We start from the raw sequence: 22,177 nt of genomic DNA on the forward strand, positions 1-22,177 counted from the left end.
CGGTGCCCCAGCGCCGGGTGGCGGTCACTTCCTGCGGCGCGGGCGGAAGCTCACCGAGAAGCGTGGTTTCTCCAGGGCGGTCTGCAGCGCCGCACGCGCCTCCTTGACCACCTCGACCGCCTCGTCGACCTGGGCCGTGGTGGCGCGGTTGGGCGTCGGCTTGCCCCTGACCTGGAACCAGCGCTCGTCCCACAGCCCCTTGACGGCCTCTTTCCACTCCTGCAGCACGAACTCGACGACTTCGTCGCGCTTCTTCTCGGCCTCCTCGCGGCGCTGTCGCGCGGCCGCGACCACCTCGCCGAGTTCGCGCACCCGCTCGGTCTCGTGCCTGCGCATCCGCTCCGTCGCGGCGTCCGCCAGCCCGGTGATCTCCCGGTAGCGCACCGACGCCGGGGTCTGCTCAGTCACCGGCTTCCTCCCGGATCTCGTGCCGCAGGTCGGGTGCCGAGCGCTGGGCGGGCACCGCGGGCGCGGGCTCCGGCCCGCCGAGGTCGAACGGCAGCACCACCTCCGGCCGGGAGTGCACCGCCCGGTCGAAGAACAGCCCGCGCCGTTCCCGCGGCGACCAGCTGACCATCTGACCGGCCGCGAACTGCGACAACTCCTGCCCGTGCACGTCGAACGCGACCCACGCGCCGATGTCGTCGACCGGTCCCATGCTGAGGGTGTTCTTCACCCGCTGGACGCTGCGCCACCAGCCCACGACGTGCACCCGCAGCTCCGGGCCCTGCTTGAGGATCTTCCGCAGGTGGTCGAGCCCGCTCGTGCGGGTCGTCGGGTCCTTGCGCTCCAGCGTCGTCTGCGCCGCGTCGGCCGCGTAGAGCACCAGGACGTGGGGCACGTCCAGACCGGTGCGCTGGTCGATCTTCGCGGCCACCTCCGCCAGCGCGCCCTCGATGTCGTCCAGGCCCACCAGGTCCACGTCGTGGCCGTGGCCGCGCAGCGCCTCGACGACAGCCCGCACGTCGTGGTCGACGTCGTCCAGCAGGCCCGCCACGGTGAACTTGATGTCACCCGGCACGTGCTGCCGGGCCAGCGACAGTGCCGCCGCGCCCAGCACGCTCGTCGCGTCCCGCCGGACCGAGCCGATCACCGCGATGTTGCGGCCCGGTGAGCGGGCCAGCCGCACCGCCGCCGCGGTGCCGTTGACGTCGATGATCTGCCCCAGCAGCGCCTTGGGCGTGGACACCGGGGCGCGCAACCGCGCGTAGTCGTCCAGCGCGGACAGCACCGGCAGGTTCGAGCCGTCGAACAACCGCGGCGGCCTCGCGCCGGGAGGAAGCCGCCGCCACAGCTTCTCCTGCAGCGCGTCGAAGGTGCCCCTGGCCGTGGCGTCCGGGATGCGGGCGATCACGTTGCCGTGCTTGACGCCGGACTCGTGGTTGACCACCGCGTGCCAGCGCGGCAGCTCCAGTGCCGCCTGGTTCTGCTCGGCCAGCACCCGCCGCGCCTTCGGCAGCGCGATCCGCAGGATGAACTGCTCGAAGATGGCCGGTTTGCCCCAGAACGCCTCGATGCCCGACACGTCCTGGCTGGCCAGCACCAGGTGGATGCCCTGTGACCGGCCGCGGCGGGCGACGTCCTCCAGCAGCGCGGTGGCCTGCGCGGTCACCGGGTCGCGTTCGGCGAACAGGTACTGGAACTCGTCGATCACCGCGACGATCCGCGGCCACCGGCCGGTCGGGTCCTCGGCGCGCAGCTCCTCCAGCTTGGTGACCTCGTGCTTCTTGGCGGCTTCCGCGCGGCGGCGCATCTCGTCGGACAGAAACCGCAGCAGCGCCAACCCGAACTCGCGGTCGGTGTTGACGTTCACCCCGACCAGCTGCGCGTGCGGCAGCCAGCTCGGGTCCCGCCTGCCCGGTGTGAACTGGGCGAACGACACGCCTTCCTTGAAGTCCAGCAGGTACAGCTCCAGCTCGTCGGGCGAGTAGCGGGCGGCCAGCCCGCCGAGCATGCCGTACAGGAAGTTCGTCTTGCCGGAGCCGCTGGGCCCGCCGATCAGGGTGTGCGGGCTGCTGTCGCCGAGGGTGACCCACACCGGTTCGCCCTCGCTGAACCCGACCGGCGCCTGCAGGCCCGAGGCCGACCTGTGCGTCCAGAACTCGCTCGGCACCAGGTCCTGGAACGTGCGCACCCGGGCGCGGCGGGCCAGGAACGCCTCGGCGATCGCCGCGCACGCCCGGGTCACCTCGGCCCGCGACGGCGAGTCGTCCAGCTGCACCACGGCGTGCTCGCCGGTCATGCTGGTGCGCGCCCGGTTCTCACCGAGCAGCGTGATCGACTCGATGGCGCTGTTCACGCTCAGCGGCAAATCGACAAGGATGAGCACCACGCCGCAGGCCGGCCCGTTGCGGGCGATGCGCAGCAGCTGGTGGTGCTGCTCGTCGCGCAGCGGTTCGTTGTTGCCGAACAGCACCGCGATCCGCCACGGTTCCGAGCGGTGCCCGTTCTCGGCGGCGAGTGAGCGCAGCGACGGGTGGCCCCCGTCGGCCAGCGCGGTGTTGTGGATCCGCCGGATGTGGTCGGACAGCGACTCCAGCATCTCGTCCAACCGCGTCGGGTCGTGCGCGGTGAGCAGCCCGGCCCGGGCCAGCGGGTGCAGGCCGGGCAGAGTGCCGGTCAGCTGCGCGACGTCCCACACGTGGATGCGGACCATGCCGGGCGGGAAGTGGCTGAGCATCCGCAGCAGCAGGTTCTGCACCAGCGCCTCGGCCGGTTCCGGGTCCTTGCGGGTGGCGGTGGTGATCCGCAGGTGCGACTCGTCCAGCAGCGGCACCGCGGCCGGGAACGGTTGCGGGTTCGGGGAGTCCGGGAACGTCGCGGTGCCGATGCGCCACAGCCCGGGCGGGGTCGTGGCGTCCTGCGCGCCGATCTGCCCGAGCCACTCCGGCCAGGGCCGGCCCGCGGTGCCGGGTGCGGCGTCGGCCACCAGCGCGGTGAGCTGATCGGGGCCCTGCGCGCTCCACTCGGCGAAGATCTCCTCGCGGACCCGCTGCGCCTCCCGCAGTGCGGCGGCGAAGTGGGGATCGCCGGGCGGGGCGATCTCGTCCGGTTCGCGTTCCGCCGCGGCGACGCCCTGCTGCGCGATGCGCAGCGCGTACTCCTGCTGGGCGCACTCCGCGACGACCCGGTCGTGCTCGTTCTCCGCGGCGCCGAGCGCGGTGCCGACGCTCGAGCGCAGGCGCTCGAAGGCTGCTTCGACGCGACTCCGCCGCTCGTTGCGTTTACCCACACCCCACCTCGGAACGATGTGTTACGGACCGTGAGCAAAGTACCACCCGGAGGCGCGTCGAGCAGGACCCATGTGGGCCGGTCCACGTGGTGGAATTCGGCGCAGTGCGGGGCCGAACGCCGGATCACCCGGCTGCACTAGAGGCGGGTGACGAAGTCGCGCAGCGTGTCCGTGACGTGCTCCAGCATGCCCTGGATTCGCTCGACCTGGTCGTCCGCGCGGTGCAGGCCCGGTGGTACCACGGTCTCCGGATGGTCGGGGTCGAGCTTGGTCAGCGCCCGCTCCGCCTCGGTCAGCGCCGTGCGGCAGGTGACCAGGTGGGTGCCTGCTTCAGCCAGACGCTCCTCGACGGCCCGGATCGCCTGGGCCAGTTCCTCCAGTGCCGACACGGCGCTACAGCCGACCCGCGTAGCCCTCGGTGGAGGCGATGGTCGCCTGGAGCGTGCCCTGCACCCCGTTGATGGTCTGCATGGCCTCGGCGAGCATCCCGTGCGCGTGCTGCATCTCCTCCTGGGTGCTGCCCTGCGTGGCCGACACCAGCGCCTGTTGCGCCTCCTCCAGCACCAGGTTGGTCTGCTGCAGGGCGGCGATGCCCTCCTGCATCTTCTGGTTGGCCAACGCGATGCCTGCGCGAACTTCTTCCACGCCCGCCATCTGGTTTCCGGACCTCCGAGGTGCACGAGCCTGCTGCTGTACTGGTCCACACAAGTTAGCGCCCGGCACCGCCCCGCCCGCAGGCAGGTCGGCACCGTTGAGCATCGCCCGGTCGCGGTGCGTGACCGGCCCCGCGCCTCAGTGCCGGCCAGCCACGTCCACAGTGGAATCCGTGACGGCGGAGACCTCGATGGCGGCCACGCCGGACGGCGGCATCGGCGCGGCCGCCCAGCGGGCCACCGCGCGGCCCTGCTCGACCCGCACCCGCGTCCAGCCGTTGCCGCCGAGCGCGGCGGTCGCGGCCGCCACGACCTCCTGCGGCTCGCCCACCGCCGGCCCGAGATCCATGGCGACCTGCACCACCGGCGGGTCGATCGTGTACTCGGTGATCAGCGCGCTGCGGGACAGTCGGCTGGCCACCGCGCGCGCCGGCCACTCCGCGCCCGCGCGGCGCTCGGTGACCACGTCCACCAGCAGCCGCAGACGCGGCCGCGGCCTGCCCTGCTCGTCGACGTCCCCGATGCCTGCCGGGATCTGGGCGGCCGGCTCGTCGGGGTCGTCCGAACGGCCGAACAGGACCGGACCGCCGGCCCACGCCTCGACCAGAATCCGCTCGCCGCCGACGACCAACGCCTCCACCAGGTCCGGGTGCTCCACGACCGTCCACGCCGTCGGGGGCTCGCAGGACACCCGGTGCCGCGCGTAGTCCGGGCCGAGTTCGCGCAGGAAGTTCCGCACCGCGCGAGACAGTCCGGCCACGTGGTGCCCGGTTTCCGCGCAGCGGCGGCTGATCGTCACCGACCAGCAGCCGGGTTCCTCGTCGGAGCAGTCCCCGGCCGCCACGATCCGGCCGCCGATCCGGTTCACCAGGTCGCGGCACGCGGCGTGCGCCGACCGGCCGTCGTCGGCCCCGACGACCACGGTGATCAGCAGTTCGAGCTCGCTGTTCTCAGCCATCGCGGCAGGATTCTCCCGCATGATCACCGGGCGGCGGAATCTCTGCCCCGACAAGGACGCTGACGTGCCGTACCCGTCGCCGGCGCCGCTGCCGGGCCGGGCGCCGACTACTGGTTCGCGCTCTGGTCGAGGCCGTAGTAGTGGTAGAGGTTGCGGCCTTCCTCGTCGGAGAGGTGGCCGTGCTCGGCTTCAACCCGCGGGGCGTTCTTCACGAGGTCCTTCGTCACCCCCAGGTCGAGGCGGTTCTCGCCGGTGGTCGCGCCGTTGAGGGGGACGAAGGTCTCTCTGATGCCGAGCAGGCCGATCCGCACCGTGATCCACTCCGGCTGCAGCGTCGTGTCGTCGACGTAGACGTTGCCGACCCGGCCGATCCGGTCCCCGTTGCGGTCGAACACCGGAGTGCCGATCAGGTCCTGCGCGCGCTCGACGTCCATGGCAACCTCGCTCGTTCCACCCCCGTCCCGGCGGCCACCGCCGGGCGGCCGACGTACGCCGGCGTTCTCAAGCTGCCTGCGCCAGGGTGGGGCTGCAACTGCGCAAGCGACACGCCTCACCCGGTCGAGTATTAATGGCAGCTATTGTCGACGCGCACCGCTGACCGAGATGACGTGGATCGACTGCACTCGCGCGGAGACCACCCCGTCAGGTGTTGAGGGTGCGGCCGATGAAGGTGAGGACGTCGTTCATCACCTCGGCCTTGTTGGTCTCGTTGAACAGCTCGTGCCGCGCGCCCGGGTAGATGTGTTCGTGGAAGTCGTCGCCGCGGATCCGGTCGATGCCGGTGCGCGTGTCCGCCTCCGGCACCAGCTCGTCGTCCTCGCCGTGCACCCACAGCGTCGGCCTGTCCAGCGTCGGCCCCTCGTTGATCGCCAGCAGGCACTGGTCGATCGCCTGCAGAGTGGGGCGCCTGAACGGGCCGTGCCACACCAGCGGATCCGCCAGGTATGCGGCGCCCACCTCCGGGTCGCGGGACAGCGTCGCCGGGTCGATCGGGGTGTCCGGGATCTCGTCGTGCTCCAGCAGATCCAGCACATGCCAGGTGCCCAGCACCGGGGCGGACAGCACGACCGCCGCCAGGTGCTGCTGGTGGAGCTGCGCGTGGCGCGCCGCGAGCAGCCCGCCCATCGAGTGGCCGATCAGGACCACCGGGAGGTCCGGGTGCTCGGCGGTGACCCGCTGCCGCACGGTCTCCAGGTCGGCCACGATCGTCTCCGCGTCCTCGACGAGCACGCGCTCCCCGGGCGACCGCCCATGCCCGATATGGTCCGGGGCCCACACCAGCGCCCGCGCGCCGACCAGCTGCTCGGCCACCCACTGGTACCGGCCGGAGTGCTCCCCGTAACCGTGCGCGATCAGCGCGATCCAGCCGGGGTGGGGAGCCGACCACTCCCGCACCGCCAGCTCGCCATGACATCCGGTGATCTGTCGATCCGTTGGCTCGATCATGCGATCACCCCAGCACATCCTGGACCCGGCGGGCCAGCGGACTGGCGCATTCCGTGGCCCGTGGGTGGCCTACTGGTGGTATGCGCTTCCGTCGATCGAACCGAAACCGCACACCGGGCCGCCCTGCCAGGTGATGCTGAGCGGGTCGGTCTCGTCCGGCGGGATGACCTCGACGCGGGCCGGGGTCGGCTGGCAGGGGCCGTCCGCCGGTTCGCCCTCGTGCGGCACCGCCGTCCAGTGCAGCGTCTTGCTCGCGGTGGCACCGGGGGCCAGCGTGATCAGCGAGGGGCCCAGGTTCGGGGTGCGTTCCAGTGTGGTGGGCAGCGGCTTGCCCGACGCGTCGATCAGCTGCAGACCGCCGTAGCCGTACAGGGTGCAGGTCTCGTTGCTGGAGTTGCGCAGCACCAGCTCCGCGTAGCGCTGGCCGGCTCCGGCTTCCGTGGGCTGCAGGGAACCGGTGAGCATCGAGGTGTGGCAGCGCTCCACGCGGTTGGCCTGGGCCTGCGCGGTGGAGGTCCGCGGTGTCGCCTGGGCACCGGTGTTCTGCGCGGTCGTCGTCGCGGGGCGCTCGGCGGGCGTCGTGTCCTGCGTGACGCTCGTGCCCGGCGCGGTGGCCGGGGGCAGGCCCGGCTCGGCGTGCTGCGCCGGAGCCGTGATCACGTGTCCGGACTGACCGCCGCAGCCGGTCATCAACGCGGCGAGTAGCACTGCCCCGGACACCTGCATCGCCCGCAGGCCGAGGGTCCCCAGTCGGTGGGGGGTCACGGTGACCACCTCCCATTCCCCGCGCCGCCCGGCGACGGGGTCGTCGGAATTGCTCTGCTGTTGGGAAGACGTCCGGTTGCAGGGAGGGTTGCCCGGGAGCCGACGATTTCTCACCACCGCGGGTCCGCCTCCACTCTGCCTGCCGCCCGCGGCCCGCGCGACCAGGGTTCGAGTGCCCGGTAGATCACCCGAATAGCGGCACACCGGGGATCGCGGTGAACTCGATGTGCGCAATTCAGTGCGGCAGGAATGGGCTACCACTCGTCCGGATATAGACCGATTGGGTGGGTATCTTGACCCTAACGGCGGGAGTGCCCCTTTGCCCAACTTCGGTAGTTTGTGGCAACCAGCAGAAGGCCGCAGTCAGGGGGTCGATCATGGCCGAGCGAATTCCCGGCATTGACGTCGCGAGATATCAGGGGGAGCCCGACTGGGGAGCGGTTCGTGCGGCTGGGTACGTGTTCACCTACATCAAGGCGACCGAAGGTGTCGGCTACGTCAGCCCGACGCTGGATGCGCAGCTCGCCGGTGCGCGGGGCGCGGGGATGGCGACCGGGCTGTACCACTTCGCGCGCCCGGACACGAATTCGCCGCAGCAGGACGCCGCTGATTTCGCCGCCCAGTTGGCGCGGTTGAATTCCAGCGCGCCCGGGAATCTGCCGCCATGCCTGGACATCGAGACCGACGCGCCGAATCTCCCGGCCTGGGTCAAGGGTTTCATCGACGCCATCCGCGGTCACACCGGACGCAACGAGGTCGCCGTGTACGCCTCGACTTCGTGGTTGCAGAGCAAACTCGCCCCGGAAACCTGGGTGGACCCCGGTGTGTTCCTGTGGGTCGCGCACTACGGCCGGCCGCCGGGCGAGCCGGGGTACCTGACCGACCGCGTGGTGCTGCACCAGCACGCCTCCGACGGCAAGGTGCCGGGCGTCGCCGGGAACACCGACGTCAACGTGGCGATGGTGCCGTTGGAGGTGCTCACCGGCGCCGCGCCCCCGCCGCCTCCGCCGCCTCCGCCACCCGAGGAGACCTACGTCGTGCAGCCGGGCGACACGCTGTCGGAGATCGGCCAGCGGTTCGGCGTCGACTGGCGGGAGATCGCGCGGGTCAACGGCATCGCCGACCCGGATCTGATCTACGTTGGCCAGGTGCTCAAGATCCCGCGCTGACGCGTCCTGGCCACCGGCCGGCGGCGTGCCCGGCAGTGGCTGGCCACGAGAAATCAGACGATGACGGGGGCGCGGGAGAGCACCACACCGAGGCCGTAGGCCACGCCCATCACCCCGACCTCGACGGCGACCCAGCCGAGCAGGGCGGTGCGCTGGTGGCGCGCGATGCGGGGGAGCAGGCGGAAGCGCAGCTGCGCGGCGACCCCGCCGAGCGCCACCAGGCACCCCACCTTGGCCGTGATGATCTGCCCGTAACCAGTGCTGACCAGCCCCGACAGACCGACGCCCGGGGTGATGGCCAGCTCCATCAGGCCGTTGAACAGCCCGGAGGCGGCGACCACGAAGATTGCGATGGTGGCCAGCCTGGACAAGCGCGGCAGCGCCTCGGCGAGCAGCCCGCGGCGCGGCGCGACGAACAGCGCGACGGCCACCAGGCCCCCGGTCCACAGCGCCGCGCCGATCACGTGCAGCTCCATCGAGATCATGCTGAAGTCGTGGTACTGCCAGTCGGTGGCGTGCCCGGTCAGCGGCATCGGCAGCAGGCCGAGCAGCGCGACGATGGTGCGTAGCTCGGCCGGGACCGACTCGCCGAACCGCACCGCCAGCAGTCCCAGCACCGCGCACAGCAGCGCCGCGCCCGCACTGGCGAGCAGCCCAGGCCCGGCCGGAACGTTCGCCACGTAGTCAACCACCAGCTGCGTCGTCACCGGGCGGTCGGGGCTGAGCTCCGCGGCCTGCAGCACCAGGGACAGCAGGCCGCACAGCAGCCAGACCAGCGCGGTGACCACGGTGATCCGCCTAGCCAGCGCCATGACCGGCTCGGTGTGCCGGGGGCGGTCGAAGCCCAGCAGCTTCGGCAGCACGCTCAGGCCGACGGTGGCCAGCGCCGCGAGATCCAGCAGCACCCGCGCCACGGGCAACCCGAAGTGCACCAGCGGCGGCAGGTCGGGCAACCCGGGGATGGTGCCGACGGCGGTGTAGGCGGAGGCGACGACCGCGCTCAACAGCGCCCCGGCGAGCAGCGCCACCGCCACCGCGGCTTTGGCGCCGAGCACCTTCCGCACGTCGGTATCGGCGCGGTGGTCGGGGTTTGCCGTGCGGTCGCGGGGGACGGCGTCGGAGTCGGCAGCCACGGGTGCATCGTCTCACCCGATCGAGCCGGGCCGGGCGGTCGGTCGGCGGCCCCGGCCGCACCGATCACGGCTCGTGACTGTTTTGTTTCGGTGGGCAAGGGTTTTTCGTCGGACGTGATGCTGCTTGCGGTGTCGTCTGCGTCACCGTTTCCCGCGAAAAGTTGATCTTCATTTCCGGAAATCATCCCTGCTGGCCGCCGGGTTTTCGGTGGTGGCCCCGGGAATCGGCTGTTTTGCCGGAGCGGGGCGGTCGATCCGCGCGGCCGCGGTGGACATGTGTTGCTGACAATGTCCTCAGCATCCTTGTTCTACAGTCGTGCACGTGTATCCGGCGGACAGTGCAGAAGCGCACGCGGGGGGCGCGTCCGGCGCACCTCGATCGTGCACGCGTGCACCCATGCCGAAACCGATGCGGATCTTTCCGCACGATTCGATGCGCCGTCGGCTTTCGTTCACCGGATCGGTTCACGCTTATTCGCCGGCCCTTTCACCGCGAGTCGCAATTCCGTGCTTCGCTGTATTGCCCGGCCGGCGCGCCGGGGTGGTCGTCGGGGGCACCCGCACGGCCGCGCAGCGCGGGGACGACCCGCGTTCGCCCAGTCCAGCAGGGCTTCCGGGGGCAGCGGCCAGCCGCCGTGGCGGTCGTGCGGGGCGGTGGACGCCCTGGGGCGCGTGCCCGGATCGGCTCAGGGAAATTGGGGGTCCGACCCCGGATGTGAGCCGGACCCGCGAGACGCGAGATTGATCGGTGTGGACGGACAGCGAAGGCGGGGACGCGGAGCTTCGGACCCCGACCCGGATGGCAGGCCGGTGCGGCGAACGCCGCTGGGCTCGACGGCGGGAAGAGACATGGATCGCGCACTAGGGTGGTCGGTAGTCGGACGTTCCCGCAGCCCGGTGGAGAGGACTGACGCGGTCGTGCCCCACCATCCGAGCACCACCGCTGGGCGTGGTCCGCGATGACGGCGCTCGCGGTGCTCCTCGCGGCCCTGGGGGCCTGCGGGTACGCCCTCGGTGCCCGCCTGCAGCACGCGGCGGTGCACGACACCATCGACGGCCGCAGCCTCGGGCTGCGCCACCAGGCCCGACTCGTCCGCACCCCCCAGTGGTTGGCGGGCCTCGCCGCGCTCGGCAGCGGCGCGGTGCTGCACGCCTGCGCGCTGGGCCTCGCCCCGCTGAGCGTCGTGCAGCCGGTCGGCGTGATCGCGCTGCCCATCACCGTGCTGCTCAACGCCCGCCAGGAGGGCATCCAGGTCCGTGACCTCGGCCGCAACGTCGTGCTGGCGGTGGTGGCAGCCACCGGCGGCGTCGCGGCCTTCGTGTCTCTCGCCGCCGGGAGCGCCACGGCCACCCCGGTCGCCGGGGACGACCAGCTGCTGGCCACCCAGATCGTCGCCGCCGGGGTGCTGGCGCTGGGCGTACTGGCGGTGGCGACCCGGTCGAAGGTGCGCTGCATCCTCTTCGCGGCCGGATGCGCGGTGGCGTACGGGTACGTGTCGCTGCTGATGCGGGCCGTGGTCCAGCAGCTCGGCACGACCGACCTGCTCGACATCAACCCGCTCCCGCTGCTGGGCATCGTCGCCGCCATGCTCGTCGGCGGGTGGTTGCTGCAGCACGGGTACGCCAGCGGGCCACCGGACCTGGTGGTGGCCTGCCTGACCGTGGTCGATCCGCTGGTGGCGGTCGGCCTGGGCATCGGACTGCTCGGCGAGGCCGACCACGTCGGCGCCGCGACCGCCGTCGGGGAGGCCCTCTGCGCCGTGGTGGCCTGCGCGGGCGTCTTCGCGCTGGCCCGATACCACCCCGACACCCAGCAGCGACGAGTGCCCGCCACTGTGACCGGCAGCAGTGATCTTGCCGGACCAAGTTCGACAGATCGTACTGACGGGAGTTCCACGTGACTTCGCAACCGTTCAGCACGCGCCCGCTGCGGATCGTGGTCGGCGCGACCACCTACCCGCCCGACGTGAACGGGGCGGCCAACTTCGGGCACCGCCTGGCGACCGGGCTGGCCGGCCGCGGCCACGACGTGCACGTGGTCTGCCACTCGACGGATCGCGAAGCGCACACCGAGGTCGAGGACGGGGTGACGGTGCACCGCGTGGCCTCCTACGGTTCGCCGTTCCACCCGTCGATCCGCGGCATCCTGCCGTGGCAGGCCAGGCGCGCCGACGCGCTGCTGGACAAGATCCAGCCCGACGTGGTGCACGTCCAGTCGCACTTCTTCATCTGCCGCGGCCTGATCAACTCCGCGCGGCGCCGCGGCATCGGGCTGGTGGCCACCAACCACTTCATGCCGGAGAACATCTTCGGCTACATCAAGGTGCCCGGGCGGCTGCAGCACGCGGCGGGCCGCATCCTGTGGCGAAACCTGATCAAGCACTACCGCAAGGCGCAGCTGGTCACCGCGCCGACCCCGCGCGCGGTGCAGCTGTTGCAGGACAACGGCTTCGACGACGTCGCGCTGCCGGTGTCGTGCGGCATCGACGTCGAGCGCTACCGCCGGCACGCCCGCAGCCACCGCAGGCGGCACCGGCCCGACGAGACCCGCACGGTGCTGTTCGTCGGCCGCCTCGACGAGGAGAAGCACATCGACGACCTGCTGCGGGCGATGGCCCTGCTGCGCTCCGACGTGCCGACCCGGCTGGAGATCGTGGGCGACGGCAGCCGCCGGGCCGCGTTCGAGCGCCTCGCCGCGGAGCTCGGCATCGCCGAGCGGGTGCACTTCGCCGGGTATCTCAGCGACGACGAACTGCTGGACGCCTACGCCCGCGCCGACCTGTTCTGCATGCCCAGCATCGCGGAGCTGCAGAGCCTGGCCACCATGGAGGCCATGTCGGCGGGCACCCCGGTGGTGCTGGCCAACGCCATGGCGCTGCCGCACCTGGTGCAGCCCGGGCAGAACGGCTACCTGTACCCGCCGCGTGACGTGCACGCGCTGGCCGCCGCCATCGACGACGTGATCGCCGACCGCGCCACCATCGAGCGCATGGGTGCGGCCAGCGAGCGACTGGTGGCCCGGCACGACATCGACGAGGTGCTGGCCCGGTTCGAGTCGATCTACCACCACGTCGCCGGCACCGACGGCGCGGTGGAGCTCGACGAGATCCGCACCGAGCTGGCAAGCTGAGCGCCGGTCATGATCATCCCGGAACTGCGCCCGATCGAGCGGGTCGCTCGCATCAGCGGCTCCGACCTGCACTACTGGGTCTACGGCGAAGACCGCGTCGGCGGCACCGTGCTGATGGTGCACGGACTGCGCGGTACCCACCACGGCCTGGAGCTCGTGGCCGCCGGTCTGCCCGACCACCGCGTGGTGATCCCCGACCTGCCCGGGTACGGCGACTCCGGGCCGATGACCGGCCGACGCCACGACGTCGCCGGGTACGCGCACGCCATCACCGAACTGGTCGAGCAGCTCGACGGCCGGGACGGCCCCGTCGCGCTGGTCGGCCACTCCTTCGGTTCCATCGTGGCCGCTCATCTCACCTCCCAGGTTCCGGAACTCGTTCGGCGACTGGTGCTGATCAACCCGATCGCCACGCCCGCGCTGCGCGGCCCCCGGGTGGTGCTCTCCGGCCTGACCTCCGCCTACTACAGGCTCGGCAAGCGGCTTCCGCCGCGCGCCGGGCACTCGCTGCTGAGTAACCGGTGGGTGGTGCTCGCGGCGAGCCGGGCCATGACGCGGACGAAGAACAAGGAGCTGCGCAGCTTCATCGACGCGAACCACCTGCGCCACTTCAGCCGCTTCCACAGCCCGGCGCTGCTCAGCGAGACGTTCGAGGCGTCGGTGACGCACACCGTGACCGACTACGCGGATGCCCTGAAGGTGCCGACCCTGCTGATCGCGGGGGAGCAGGACGAGATCGCGCCGCTGGCCGGGCAACGCGCGCTGGCCGCGCGGTTGCCCGATGCCGAACTCGTCGTCATCCCGGGCGTCGGTCACCTGGTGCACTACGAGACACCGGCACCAGCGGCCGAAGCGATCCGCCGATTCCTCGGAGAGCCATGAGCGCCACCAGTACCGGCGACCGCGGGAAGCACCGCCCCGGGGCGGACGAGCACGGGACGATGAACATCGTCGTCGACGCCCGCTGGACCCGCACCGATCAGCACGACGGGATCAGCCGCTACGGGGCGAGCCTGATCGAGGCCCTGCACCAACTCCACCCGGTGACGATGCTGATCCACGACGAGCGGCAGCTACGCCTGCTGCCTGCCGGCGTGCCGCACGTGAGAGTCAACAGCCCGCTCTCGCCGCGGGAGCTGTGGATCTCGCGCACCCTCAACCGGCTTGGCGCCGACGTGGTGTTCAGCCCGCTGCAGGTGATCGGCGGATTCCGGCGCAGGTACCGGCTCGTTGTGACCCTGCACGACCTGATCTACTACCGGCACCCGCAGCCGCCGGGATTCCTGCCGCTGCCGGTCCGCGTCGCCTGGCGCCTGTACCACAAGGCGTTCTGGCCGCAGCGCGTCATGCTGAACCGGGCGGACGCCGTCGTGACGGTCAGCGAGACGACCCGTCGGCTCATCGCCGAGTACCGGCTGACCAAGCGGCCGGTGACGGTCGTGCCGAACGCGCCGTCGTCCGCTCCGCTCGACGGCGCCGGGCGCGGAAGCGGCGCCGCCGCGGAGTCCGGCGGCGGAGCGCGCGAGCTCGTGTACATGGGTTCGTTCATGCCGTACAAGAACGTGGAGACGTTGATCGCGGGCATGGCTCTCCTTCCGGGACATCGGCTGCACCTGGTGAGCCGGATCACGCCGCAGCGCGAGGCCGAACTGCGGGCCCAGGTGCCTGCGGGGGCTGATGTGGTGTTCTGGCGGGGCATCGACGAACGCGACTACCAGGAACTGCTCGGCAGGGCGAGCGCCCTGGTCACCGCGTCGCGGGACGAGGGTTTCGGGTTGCCGATCATCGAGGCGATGCACGCGGGGACGCCGGTGGTGTGCAGCGACCTGGAGATCTTCCGCGAGGTCACCGGCGGGCACGCGATGTTCTTCGACCCGGGGTCGTCGAAGGACTTCGCCGCCGCGGTGCGGGCGCTGCAGGACGAGGAACGGCGGGCGGACCTTGTCGACTCGGCGCGTGCCCAGGCGGCTCGGTACACGTGGGCCGGTTCCGCCGAGCGGTTGCTCGGGTTGATGCGCGAGCTGGTCCGCCGACCGCTCACCTCGGCCAGACGCGGATAGCCCGGGCCACGTACGTCGACCGTGGCATCTGCGAACCCGATGGGAACGTGGCGAAATCTGCTTGCGTGTCGCAGTACGGGTCCTGGTAGACCGTCACCGGGTGCCCGGTGTTGTTCACGAAGGAGCGCAGTTCCACATCCTGCCGGAGCGGGACGCACTGCTCCATCGTGGTCGTCTGGAGACCGACATCGTGTCGTTCGCCGGTGAAGTTCTCCTCCGGCCAGGCGCAGAAAGCTCCCGCAGGGCAAGGATCCTGCGCTGGCGCGGCCTTCGCGGGCGCGCCGAACAGCACCGCAGCGACGGCGAGAAGCGCCGCGGTGGCAGCGCGGAGTACCGCGCCGCGCCGCATTCGCGACCGGTCGGCGGCGTGGGCGACGTGGTCGGTGGCAGCGCACGAAGACATGCGAAAACCCTTTCCTGAGCGGATAATCGAGAGGTCAGCGCCGAATGTGGCGCGTTGGGACCAGATTCCCGAACGCCGGATCGAAACGCCAGCGAATTAGCTGGATACAGCCCGACCGGGTGGATTTTGCCGCGCGGCGACGGGTGCGGTGCAGCCGCGAATCCACCCGGGGAACCGACCCGTGAGCTGTCCGGGCAGCGACTCCCGCGACCCGGCCTGGCCGGACCGGCTCGGTTCGACCGGGTTCGACCGATCCGGGGACGCTGGCCGCACGCTGGGCGGCCTGGAGACCGCGCGCCCCGACAGCCCGGAATCCCGTGCCGCAGCGGTCAGATGAAGCAACCGCTGACGAATCCGCTCACCGAGGTGCGGCGATTCGTGATGTCGAACCATTCCGAATTCGCCGATCCGTTCGGGCAGCGGACCATTTCCCCCACCACCATCCGGTGAATCGTGGCGCGGTCGCCCGGATTGCCGAGGCCGCGGGCGGACGTCCCGGTGCCCGGTGCCGACCGGATCCGGACACCGGCTTCGCGGAAATCGCGCACCCGGCCGCGTTCGGCCTGGTCGACCAGCTTGACCAGCCGGTTCCCGATTTCGACGGCGATCGTGGCGGCCTGCATACCCAGGCCCGACATGGGCAGGATCGCGGCCACGACCGCGGACAGCAGCGCATTCCTGATGGTGCGCATCGAATACCCCCTCGCCCGCCGGAACGCTCCCCTGTTTCCCCCTGCTCCCGCGGGAGCGCACTTTTTCCCGGGCTGTGCCCAGTTTATGGAGAGCGGCGGTGGTGCGGCAGTATCCGATTGGGTAGAGCGGAAATGTGGGCCGCAGCCGTTCGGCCGGTGACGCGCGGCAATGGCCACCGCGATCCCGCGACCTCCTGTGGGTGAGTCGGCGGTAAAGCTGCGGCGGTGCGTGCAGACCGGTGCGCAGCGCCGAGACGCGCGGCGCACCGGTCCGCCGAACCCCGGTGCCTGTCTGCGAACACCGAAGGGGCGCAGCCGCTCGGCCTCACCCGAGTGAGTGGACACCCGCGAGAACCCCGACACCCCGGATTGGTGGGGAGCCCGGGAGTCCAGGCGGCGTCCGGGCTTCCGCAGGTGACCGCCTGCGCCGAACGTGTTCGACGACGCCCCGCTCAGCCCACGCGCGAACCGAGCCCGGTCAGCGAACGGACGTCCATCTCCGCCCGGCGTTCCTCGTTCACCTCTTCCCGGCCGCCGACGAAGGTGCCGATGATGCCGCAGACGAACGAGATCGGGATGGACACGATGCCCGGGTTCTTCAGCGGGAAGAACGCGAAATCCACGCTCGGGAAGATCGCGTCCGGCGCACCGGACACCACCGGCGAGAAGATCACCAGCAGCAGGCAGGAACCCAGCCCGCTGTAGATGCCCCACAGTGTGCCGGTGGTGTTGAAGCGCTTCCAGAACAGCGAGTACAGCAGCGTCGACAGGTTCGCCGAGGCGGCGAACGCGAACGCGAGGCTCACCAGGAACGCGATGTTCTGCCCGTTGACCAGGATGCCGCCGAGGATCGACGCGGCACCGATCACCAGCGCCGTCACCCGGGCGACCTTCACCACCGAGTCGGGGTCGAAGTCGCCCCGCCGGATCACGTTCGCGTAGACGTCGTGCGCGAAGGATGCTGATGCGGTCAGCGTCAGACCCGCCACCACCGCCAGGATCGTGGCGAACGCGACCGCCGAGATGATGCCCAGCAGCACCGGGCCGCCGATGCGGTAGGCCAGCAGCGGCGCCGCCGAGTTCTGCCCGCCCGGGGCATCCGCGATTGCCTCGGTGCCCACCAGCGCGGCGGCGCCGTAGCCGATGACCAGCGTGCAGATGTAGAAGGCCGCGATCGTCCAGATCGCCCACGACACCGAGCGACGGGCCTCCCGCGCGTTGGGCACCGTGTAGAAGCGCATCAGCACGTGCGGCAGACCACCCACGCCCAGCACCAGCGACAGCGACAGCGACACGAAATCCAGCTTGGCCAGCTCGGACTTCCCGTACTGCACGCCCGGCGCGAAGATGGCTTGGCCGTGCGGGTTGTTGTCCGCGGCCTCCAGCAGCAGGTCGCTCAGGTTGTAGCCGAACTTGCCGAGCAGGAAGATGGTGATCATCGCGGCGGCCAGTAGCAGCAGCGCGGCCTTGATGATCTGCACCCAGGTGGTGCCCTTCATGCCGCCGACCAGCACGTAGATCATCATGACCACGCCGACGACAGTGATCACGATGGCCTGCCCGTACGTGCTGTGGATGTTGAGCAGCAGTGCGACCAGACCACCGGCGCCGGCGATCTGGGCGACCATGTACATGATCGTGATGGCCAGCGTGGACATGGCCGCGGCGGCCCGCACCGGGCGCGCCCGCATCCGGAAGCTGAGCACGTCGCCCATGGTGAAGCGGCCGGTGTTGCGCATCCGCTCGGCGATCAGCAGCAGGTTCACCAGCCAGGCGACCAGGAAGCCGATGGAGTACAGGAAGCCGTCGTAGCCGTAGACGGCGATCGCGCCGGCGATGCCCAGGAACGACGCGGCGGACAGATAGTCGCCGGACAGCGCGATGCCGTTCTGCGCACCGCTGAACGAACTGCCCGCGACGAAGTAGTCACTGGAACTGCCGCGGCTGCTCACCCGATACACGATGAACAGCGTGATCAGCACGAAAACCGCGAAGACGGTGGTGTTGATGATCGCGCTGTCGGCAGGAATCAGCTGCGGTTGGTTCATCGGTCGAGTTCTCCCGCGTCCTGTCGGATCCTGTCGACCATCGGGTCGATCTTGCGGCGGGCGAACCGCAGGTAGAGCGCGGTGAGGCCCACCGTGGTGAGGAACTGGCCGACACCCATGACCAGCCCGACGTTGATCTCGCCGAACAGCCTGTGGGCCATGAATTCCGGGGCGTAGGCGGCGAGCGCCACGTACCCCAGGTACCAGATGAGAAAAAACGCCGTCGCGGGGAATACGAACAGGGCGAGGCGGCGGCGGAGATCGCGGAATTCTTCGCTCTGCTGGATAGTGGTGAAATCGGGCCGGTCGGATGCCCGACGAACGGCGCTCTTCTCGATTCCACCGAAGGCCGACCGCGTTTTTCCGGGCTGTTCGCGGGTGCTGCCGCGCAGCGCGGATTGCGTTGCGTTGCTCATGCGTCCTTCCTGGCACTTCGCGGTTGGCCACCCCAGCCGCGCGAGGGTTGGCGGTGGCGGGGAATTCTAACCATCCCGGGCAGCGGATCAACAGCGGTCCCGGGCGACGGGCCTCCCCGCCGGGGCGGGCGGGCTGCCGGCCGGTCGCGCTTGGTTACTGTCCGGTACCTCCAGGTCAGAGGTCGGGTCTGGGTGGATCGAAGGTCGCTGAGCTGGTCTTTTGCCTGGTCATCGGCCGAAGTCGAATACCCCTCCCTAGGCTGAATGAGTGAAAAAGGTACGCGCGTCACACGGCCTTTGAACACTCGGTGTTACCCCGCCTGTTTGTCGCAGTCCATTGGGAAAAAGCCCCCGGTGTGATGTTTGCATCCAGGGCTTATAGTGCTGAGGCACTGAAAGACAGTCGGGCGATCGGGAAAGGTCACGGTTCGGTATCGGTGTCCGAAATGCGCCAACCGGGAACGTCCGTGGTGACGCTGAGTGCCGCCGAGACCCCACGGGTACGGTGCGGTACCGCATGCGGTTTCCGGTCGCCGGGTGCCCGACCACGGCTGGATTTCACGTCAGACCGCCCAGACGACGATTGCGGGACACCACGCATGCGCCGTTCTCCGATGTTCAGTTCGCCCCGAAGGGGCCGCGCCCCGCGTGACCGGCACGCGCACCGGCCAGCCCAGCAGGGGAGCCGGCCATGACCGCGGGCAGAGTGGCTCGCACCCGCGACGCCCTGGTGCAGTGGCGCAACTGGTCGCTGCCGACCAAGCTCGCCGCGGTCGTGCTGGTGCCGGTGATCTTCGCGATCACCCTCGGCATCGGCCAGATCCGCTGGCAGGTCGACAAGGCGGCCGAGTACGACCGGGTCGCACGGGTGCTCGACGCCATGGAGCAGATCGAGCCGCTGATCGCCGGGGTGCAGCAGGAGCGGACCCGCTCGGTGGAATACCTGGTCGGCGACGCCGACGCGGCCGCGCTCGACGAGCCCACCGCCGCGACGGACCGCGCCGCCGCCGACCTCGGCCGGATCTTCGCCGAACCCGGCGTCCACGCCGCGGTTGTCGACGACCGCTACCGGGAACTGCGGCCGCAGCTCGACGGGCTCGCGCGGCTGCGCGAGCAGGTTCGCGCCCACCAGATCGACCCGAACCGCACCATCGCCGCCTACAGTGGAGTGATCACCGCGGTTCTCTCCCTGGACCGGGCGTTGACCAGCACTGTCGCCGACCGCACGCTGTCCAGCAACGCGACCGCGATGCAGGACATGCTCGGACTGGCCGAAGAAGTGCGGTTGCAGCAGGCATGGGTGCTTACCGGCCTGTCCGAGGGCAGCCTCGGCGAGCAGGCCCTGGACAGCCTGAACGGCTCCCGCGCCAGGCTGCTCGGCAAGATCAACGACGCCCGCTCCACCGTGGCGGCGCACTGGCAGCAGCGGCTGGACCGCACGCTGGTCGACCCGCGAATCCTGGGCCGCAACCAGATGCTCACCGCGATCATGGTGGAGAGCACCGACAACCGCTACACCGGCGGCTACTCGGTCAAGCGGGACGCCTGGAACGCCGCCAGCGACGCGTCGGTCGCGCTGATCGGGCAGGGCCACGGCGACCTCGCCACCGACGTGCGTAACACCGCCGCGCGGCTGGAGGACGAGGCCAGCGACGCCGCCGGCTGGGACTCGGTGCTGCTGCTGTCCGCGCTGATCGCCGCGGCTGCCGTCATCATCGCCATCACCCGCCAGCTGCTCGGCTCGCTGCGCGAACTGCGTCGCGCCGCGCTGGACGCGGCGGACCACGCACTGCCCGAGGCGGTCGCCAACATCCGTCGCGGCCGCACCGCCGACGCCACCGTCGCCCCGGTCCCGGTGGACACCACCGACGAGGTCGGCCAGGTGGCCCGGGCCTTCGACGAGGTCAACCAGCAGGCGCTGCGGCTGGCCTCGGAGCAGGCCGACCTGCGGCGCGGCTTCAGCGACGTGTTCGTCAGCGTGTCCCGGCGCAGCCAGAGCCTGCTGGAGCAACAGCTGCGGCTGTTCGAGGAGCTGGAGCAGGACGAGGAGGACCCCGACCAGCTGGCCCGCCTGTTCCAGCTGGACCACCTGGCCACCCGGATGCGGCGCAACAACGAGAACCTCATGGTGCTCTCCGGGCACGACCTGGCGCGCCGCTTCACCCAGCCCACCGACCTGGCCGACGTGCTGCGCGCGGCGGTCTCGGAGATCGAGCAGTACCCGCGCGTCATGATGCAGCCGCCGCCCGCGGTGAAGCTGCGCGGGCACACCGCCAGCGACCTGGTGCGGCTGGTCGCCGAACTGCTGGACAACGCGGCCAACTTCTCGGCCCCCGACACCACCGTCACGGTGTCCAGCTACCAGGCAGGCGACGGCACCGTCGTCCTGGACGTGCTCGACCAGGGCATCGGCATGGGGCACAAGGAACTCGCCGCCGCCAACGAGCGGCTGGCCCGGGTCGACGAGGACGACCTGACCACCTCGCGCCGCATGGGCCTGTTCGTGGCCGGGCGACTGGCGGTGCGTCACGACATCAGCGTGGAGCTGCACGGCGGCCCGGACGTCGAGGGCGTGCGCGCCACCGTGATGATCCCCGCCGAGCACGTGGTGTCGGTCGAGCAGAGCCCGGCCCTGCAGCCCCCGGCCGCGCAACCGGCCCGTCGCAACGGGCACGCGCACCCGGACCTGCCGACCTCCGGCATGCTGCCGAACCGCGCCGCCGAACCGGAACCGCAGCCCGACCCCGCGCCGCGGCAGGAACCCGCTGCGGCCAGCCTGTTCGAGCCGACCGAGGTCGACTCGCCGACGGCGCACCTGTTCGACGCGCCGCTGGACATCCCGGAACAGCCGCGGGCGGTGTCCAGCGACTTCGACTGGCCCGGCGCCGAACCGGAGCCGCCGCAGGACCGGGAAGAGCCGATCTTCCAGGAAGTGTCCACGCAGTGGTTCCAGCCGGCCAGCGAGAACCCGTACTTCCGGGCGCAGGCCGAGTCCGACGAGTTCAGCTGGCCGGGCGCTGAGGCCGAACCGCCCGCCGGCAGCGAACCAGCCGTCGACGACAGCCCGCGGTTCCCGTCGGCGGAACCCGAGGAACCGCAGGTCACCGCGGCCGGGCTGCCGCGCCGCAAACCCCGGTCGCAGGTGGCGAACCGCCGCAGCCCGGAGGACATCAGCCGGAGGCTGGCGGAGTTCCACAACGGCGTCCAGTTCGGACAGCGCACCGCCCAGCAGACTCCGGTGGAGACCTCCGACGCCGGGTCCTGGTCCGCGCCGGAACCCCCGGCCGACGACCGGCAGCCAGAGACGTCGACCGCGGACGCCTGGCACTTCGCCGCAGACAAGGCCCGGGAAGCCGCCGAGGCCGCGGCGAACCCGCAACCGACCTCGTTCACGCAGGCCGGACTGCCGCGCCGCACTCCGAAGGCGCACCTGGTCCCCGGCAGCGTGGCGAGTTCCGAACCGCAGAGCAGGAGGTCGTTCCGGCGGGACGCGGACACGCTCCGCGGTCGGCTGGCCGACTTCCAGAGCGGCGTGAGTCGTGGTCGGCATCGAGCAACCGACGAGGATTGAGATGGCACCTGCACCCCGAAGGCGTGATCACCTCGGCGACGAACAGGAGGTTGCATGACTGCTCAGGAGACTATTTCCCGCAGGTTCGGCTGGCTGATCACGAACTTCGTCGAGCGCGTGGCCGGGGTGGCGCACGCGATTGTCGTGTCCGCTGACGGTCTCGTGCTCACCGCGTCGAGAACACTGCCCCGCGACCGGGCCGACCAGCTGGCCGCGGTCGCCTCGGGCCTGCTGAGCCTCACCCAGGGCTCCGCCAAGTGCTTCGAGGCCGGGCGGGTGGTGCAGACGATCGTGGAGATGGAACGCGGAACCCTGCTGCAGATGGGCATCAGCGACGGTTCCTGTCTCACGGTCCTGGCCTCCCCGCACTGCGACATGGGCCTGATCGCCTACGAGATGACCATGCTGGTGGAACGAGTCGGCCAGATGCTCACCCCGGAGATCCGCTCTCAGCTGCAGGGTGCGCCGCAGGCCGCCACCGGCCAACTGGTGTGAGGACGG

At 70.9% G+C, this 22,177-nt stretch carries 20 protein-coding genes; 7 read left to right on the forward strand and 13 right to left on the reverse strand.

Annotated elements, in window-relative coordinates:
• Window positions 1-24: 24 nt before the first annotated feature.
• The 8 genes from IEY17_RS01050 to IEY17_RS01085 form a co-directional block, all read right to left on the reverse strand.
• Window positions 25-408 (reverse strand): hypothetical protein, encoded by a 384-nt coding sequence (locus IEY17_RS01050; RefSeq protein WP_188984418.1) that lies wholly within the window; start codon window positions 406-408, stop codon window positions 25-27.
• Window positions 401-3,232: an FtsK/SpoIIIE domain-containing protein gene (locus tag IEY17_RS01055; protein WP_188984420.1), complete on the reverse strand. Its 2,832-nt coding sequence runs from the start codon at window positions 3,230-3,232 to the stop codon at window positions 401-403. The genes IEY17_RS01050 and IEY17_RS01055 overlap by 8 nt, the downstream gene beginning before the upstream one ends.
• Before the next feature lie 137 nt (window positions 3,233-3,369).
• Window positions 3,370-3,621: a hypothetical protein gene (locus IEY17_RS01060; RefSeq protein ID WP_188984422.1), complete on the reverse strand. Its 252-nt coding sequence runs from the start codon at window positions 3,619-3,621 to the stop codon at window positions 3,370-3,372.
• Window positions 3,622-3,625: 4 nt separating this feature from the next.
• A complete protein-coding gene (locus tag IEY17_RS01065; protein ID WP_188984424.1) occupies window positions 3,626-3,886 on the reverse strand; it encodes a hypothetical protein in 261 nt (86 codons plus the stop codon).
• A 138-nt stretch (window positions 3,887-4,024) separates the two neighbouring features.
• Entirely contained in the window at window positions 4,025-4,843 is an 819-nt protein-coding gene (locus IEY17_RS01070; RefSeq protein WP_188984426.1) for a hypothetical protein, read from the reverse strand.
• Between the two features lie 107 nt (window positions 4,844-4,950).
• Window positions 4,951-5,277 carry a PRC-barrel domain-containing protein gene (locus IEY17_RS01075; RefSeq protein ID WP_188984428.1) on the reverse strand — a complete coding sequence of 109 codons (327 nt, stop codon included), beginning with the start codon at window positions 5,275-5,277 and terminating at the stop codon, window positions 4,951-4,953.
• A gap of 208 nt (window positions 5,278-5,485) precedes the next feature.
• Complete coding sequence (locus tag IEY17_RS01080; protein ID WP_188984430.1) at window positions 5,486-6,289, reverse strand: alpha/beta hydrolase; 804 nt, start codon at window positions 6,287-6,289, stop codon at window positions 5,486-5,488.
• 69 nt (window positions 6,290-6,358) lie between these two features.
• Window positions 6,359-7,054: a DUF4232 domain-containing protein gene (locus IEY17_RS01085; RefSeq protein ID WP_229679734.1), complete on the reverse strand. Its 696-nt coding sequence runs from the start codon at window positions 7,052-7,054 to the stop codon at window positions 6,359-6,361.
• Between the two features lie 377 nt (window positions 7,055-7,431).
• On the opposite strand from IEY17_RS01085, the gene IEY17_RS01090 reads away from it, so the two are divergent.
• Complete coding sequence (locus IEY17_RS01090; protein WP_188984432.1) at window positions 7,432-8,223, forward strand: GH25 family lysozyme; 792 nt, start codon at window positions 7,432-7,434, stop codon at window positions 8,221-8,223.
• Window positions 8,224-8,276: 53 nt separating this feature from the next.
• Here IEY17_RS01090 and IEY17_RS01095 read toward each other — a convergent pair whose 3' ends face one another.
• Entirely contained in the window at window positions 8,277-9,356 is a 1,080-nt protein-coding gene (locus tag IEY17_RS01095) for a copper resistance D family protein (protein ID WP_188984434.1), read from the reverse strand.
• Between the two features lie 959 nt (window positions 9,357-10,315).
• Here IEY17_RS01095 and IEY17_RS01100 point away from each other — a divergent pair.
• Genes IEY17_RS01100 through IEY17_RS01115 form a run of 4 tightly spaced genes read left to right on the forward strand, consistent with a single transcriptional unit; the run spans window position 10,316 to window position 14,546 of the window.
• Window positions 10,316-11,257, forward strand: coding sequence for a DMT family protein (locus IEY17_RS01100; RefSeq protein WP_188984436.1), 942 nt, complete (start codon window positions 10,316-10,318; stop codon window positions 11,255-11,257).
• Window positions 11,254-12,486: a glycosyltransferase gene (locus tag IEY17_RS01105; RefSeq protein WP_188984438.1), complete on the forward strand. Its 1,233-nt coding sequence runs from the start codon at window positions 11,254-11,256 to the stop codon at window positions 12,484-12,486. Before IEY17_RS01100 ends, IEY17_RS01105 begins: the two co-directional genes overlap by 4 nt.
• A 9-nt stretch (window positions 12,487-12,495) precedes the next feature.
• On the forward strand, window positions 12,496-13,368 hold the full coding sequence (locus IEY17_RS01110; protein ID WP_188984440.1) for an alpha/beta fold hydrolase: 873 nt from the start codon (window positions 12,496-12,498) through the stop codon (window positions 13,366-13,368).
• On the forward strand, window positions 13,365-14,546 hold the full coding sequence (locus tag IEY17_RS01115; RefSeq protein ID WP_229679735.1) for a glycosyltransferase family 4 protein: 1,182 nt from the start codon (window positions 13,365-13,367) through the stop codon (window positions 14,544-14,546). Before IEY17_RS01110 ends, IEY17_RS01115 begins: the two co-directional genes overlap by 4 nt.
• Here the strand turns inward: IEY17_RS01115 and IEY17_RS25985 are convergent.
• From IEY17_RS25985 to IEY17_RS01135, 4 genes are all read right to left on the reverse strand, one after another.
• Window positions 14,524-14,949 carry a peptidase inhibitor family I36 protein gene (locus tag IEY17_RS25985; RefSeq protein WP_188984442.1) on the reverse strand — a complete coding sequence of 142 codons (426 nt, stop codon included), beginning with the start codon at window positions 14,947-14,949 and terminating at the stop codon, window positions 14,524-14,526. The genes IEY17_RS01115 and IEY17_RS25985 overlap by 23 nt on opposite strands.
• 329 nt (window positions 14,950-15,278) lie before the next feature.
• Window positions 15,279-15,605: a hypothetical protein gene (locus tag IEY17_RS01125; protein WP_188984444.1), complete on the reverse strand. Its 327-nt coding sequence runs from the start codon at window positions 15,603-15,605 to the stop codon at window positions 15,279-15,281.
• 488 nt (window positions 15,606-16,093) lie between these two features.
• Complete coding sequence (locus tag IEY17_RS01130; RefSeq protein ID WP_188984446.1) at window positions 16,094-17,689, reverse strand: solute symporter family protein; 1,596 nt, start codon at window positions 17,687-17,689, stop codon at window positions 16,094-16,096.
• Entirely contained in the window at window positions 17,686-18,105 is a 420-nt protein-coding gene (locus tag IEY17_RS01135; protein ID WP_188984448.1) for a DUF485 domain-containing protein, read from the reverse strand. Before IEY17_RS01135 ends, IEY17_RS01130 begins: the two co-directional genes overlap by 4 nt.
• Before the next feature lie 691 nt (window positions 18,106-18,796).
• On the opposite strand from IEY17_RS01135, the gene IEY17_RS01140 reads away from it, so the two are divergent.
• Both IEY17_RS01140 and IEY17_RS01145 read left to right on the forward strand, forming a co-directional pair.
• On the forward strand, window positions 18,797-21,676 hold the full coding sequence (locus IEY17_RS01140; RefSeq protein WP_188984450.1) for a sensor histidine kinase: 2,880 nt from the start codon (window positions 18,797-18,799) through the stop codon (window positions 21,674-21,676).
• 54 nt (window positions 21,677-21,730) lie between these two features.
• Window positions 21,731-22,171 (forward strand): roadblock/LC7 domain-containing protein, encoded by a 441-nt coding sequence (locus IEY17_RS01145; RefSeq protein ID WP_188984452.1) that lies wholly within the window; start codon window positions 21,731-21,733, stop codon window positions 22,169-22,171.
• Window positions 22,172-22,177: the final 6 nt, after the last annotated feature.

The sequence above is a fragment of the Saccharopolyspora thermophila genome (genome assembly GCF_014646075.1).
Taxonomy (GTDB): domain Bacteria; phylum Actinomycetota; class Actinomycetes; order Mycobacteriales; family Pseudonocardiaceae; genus Saccharopolyspora; species Saccharopolyspora thermophila.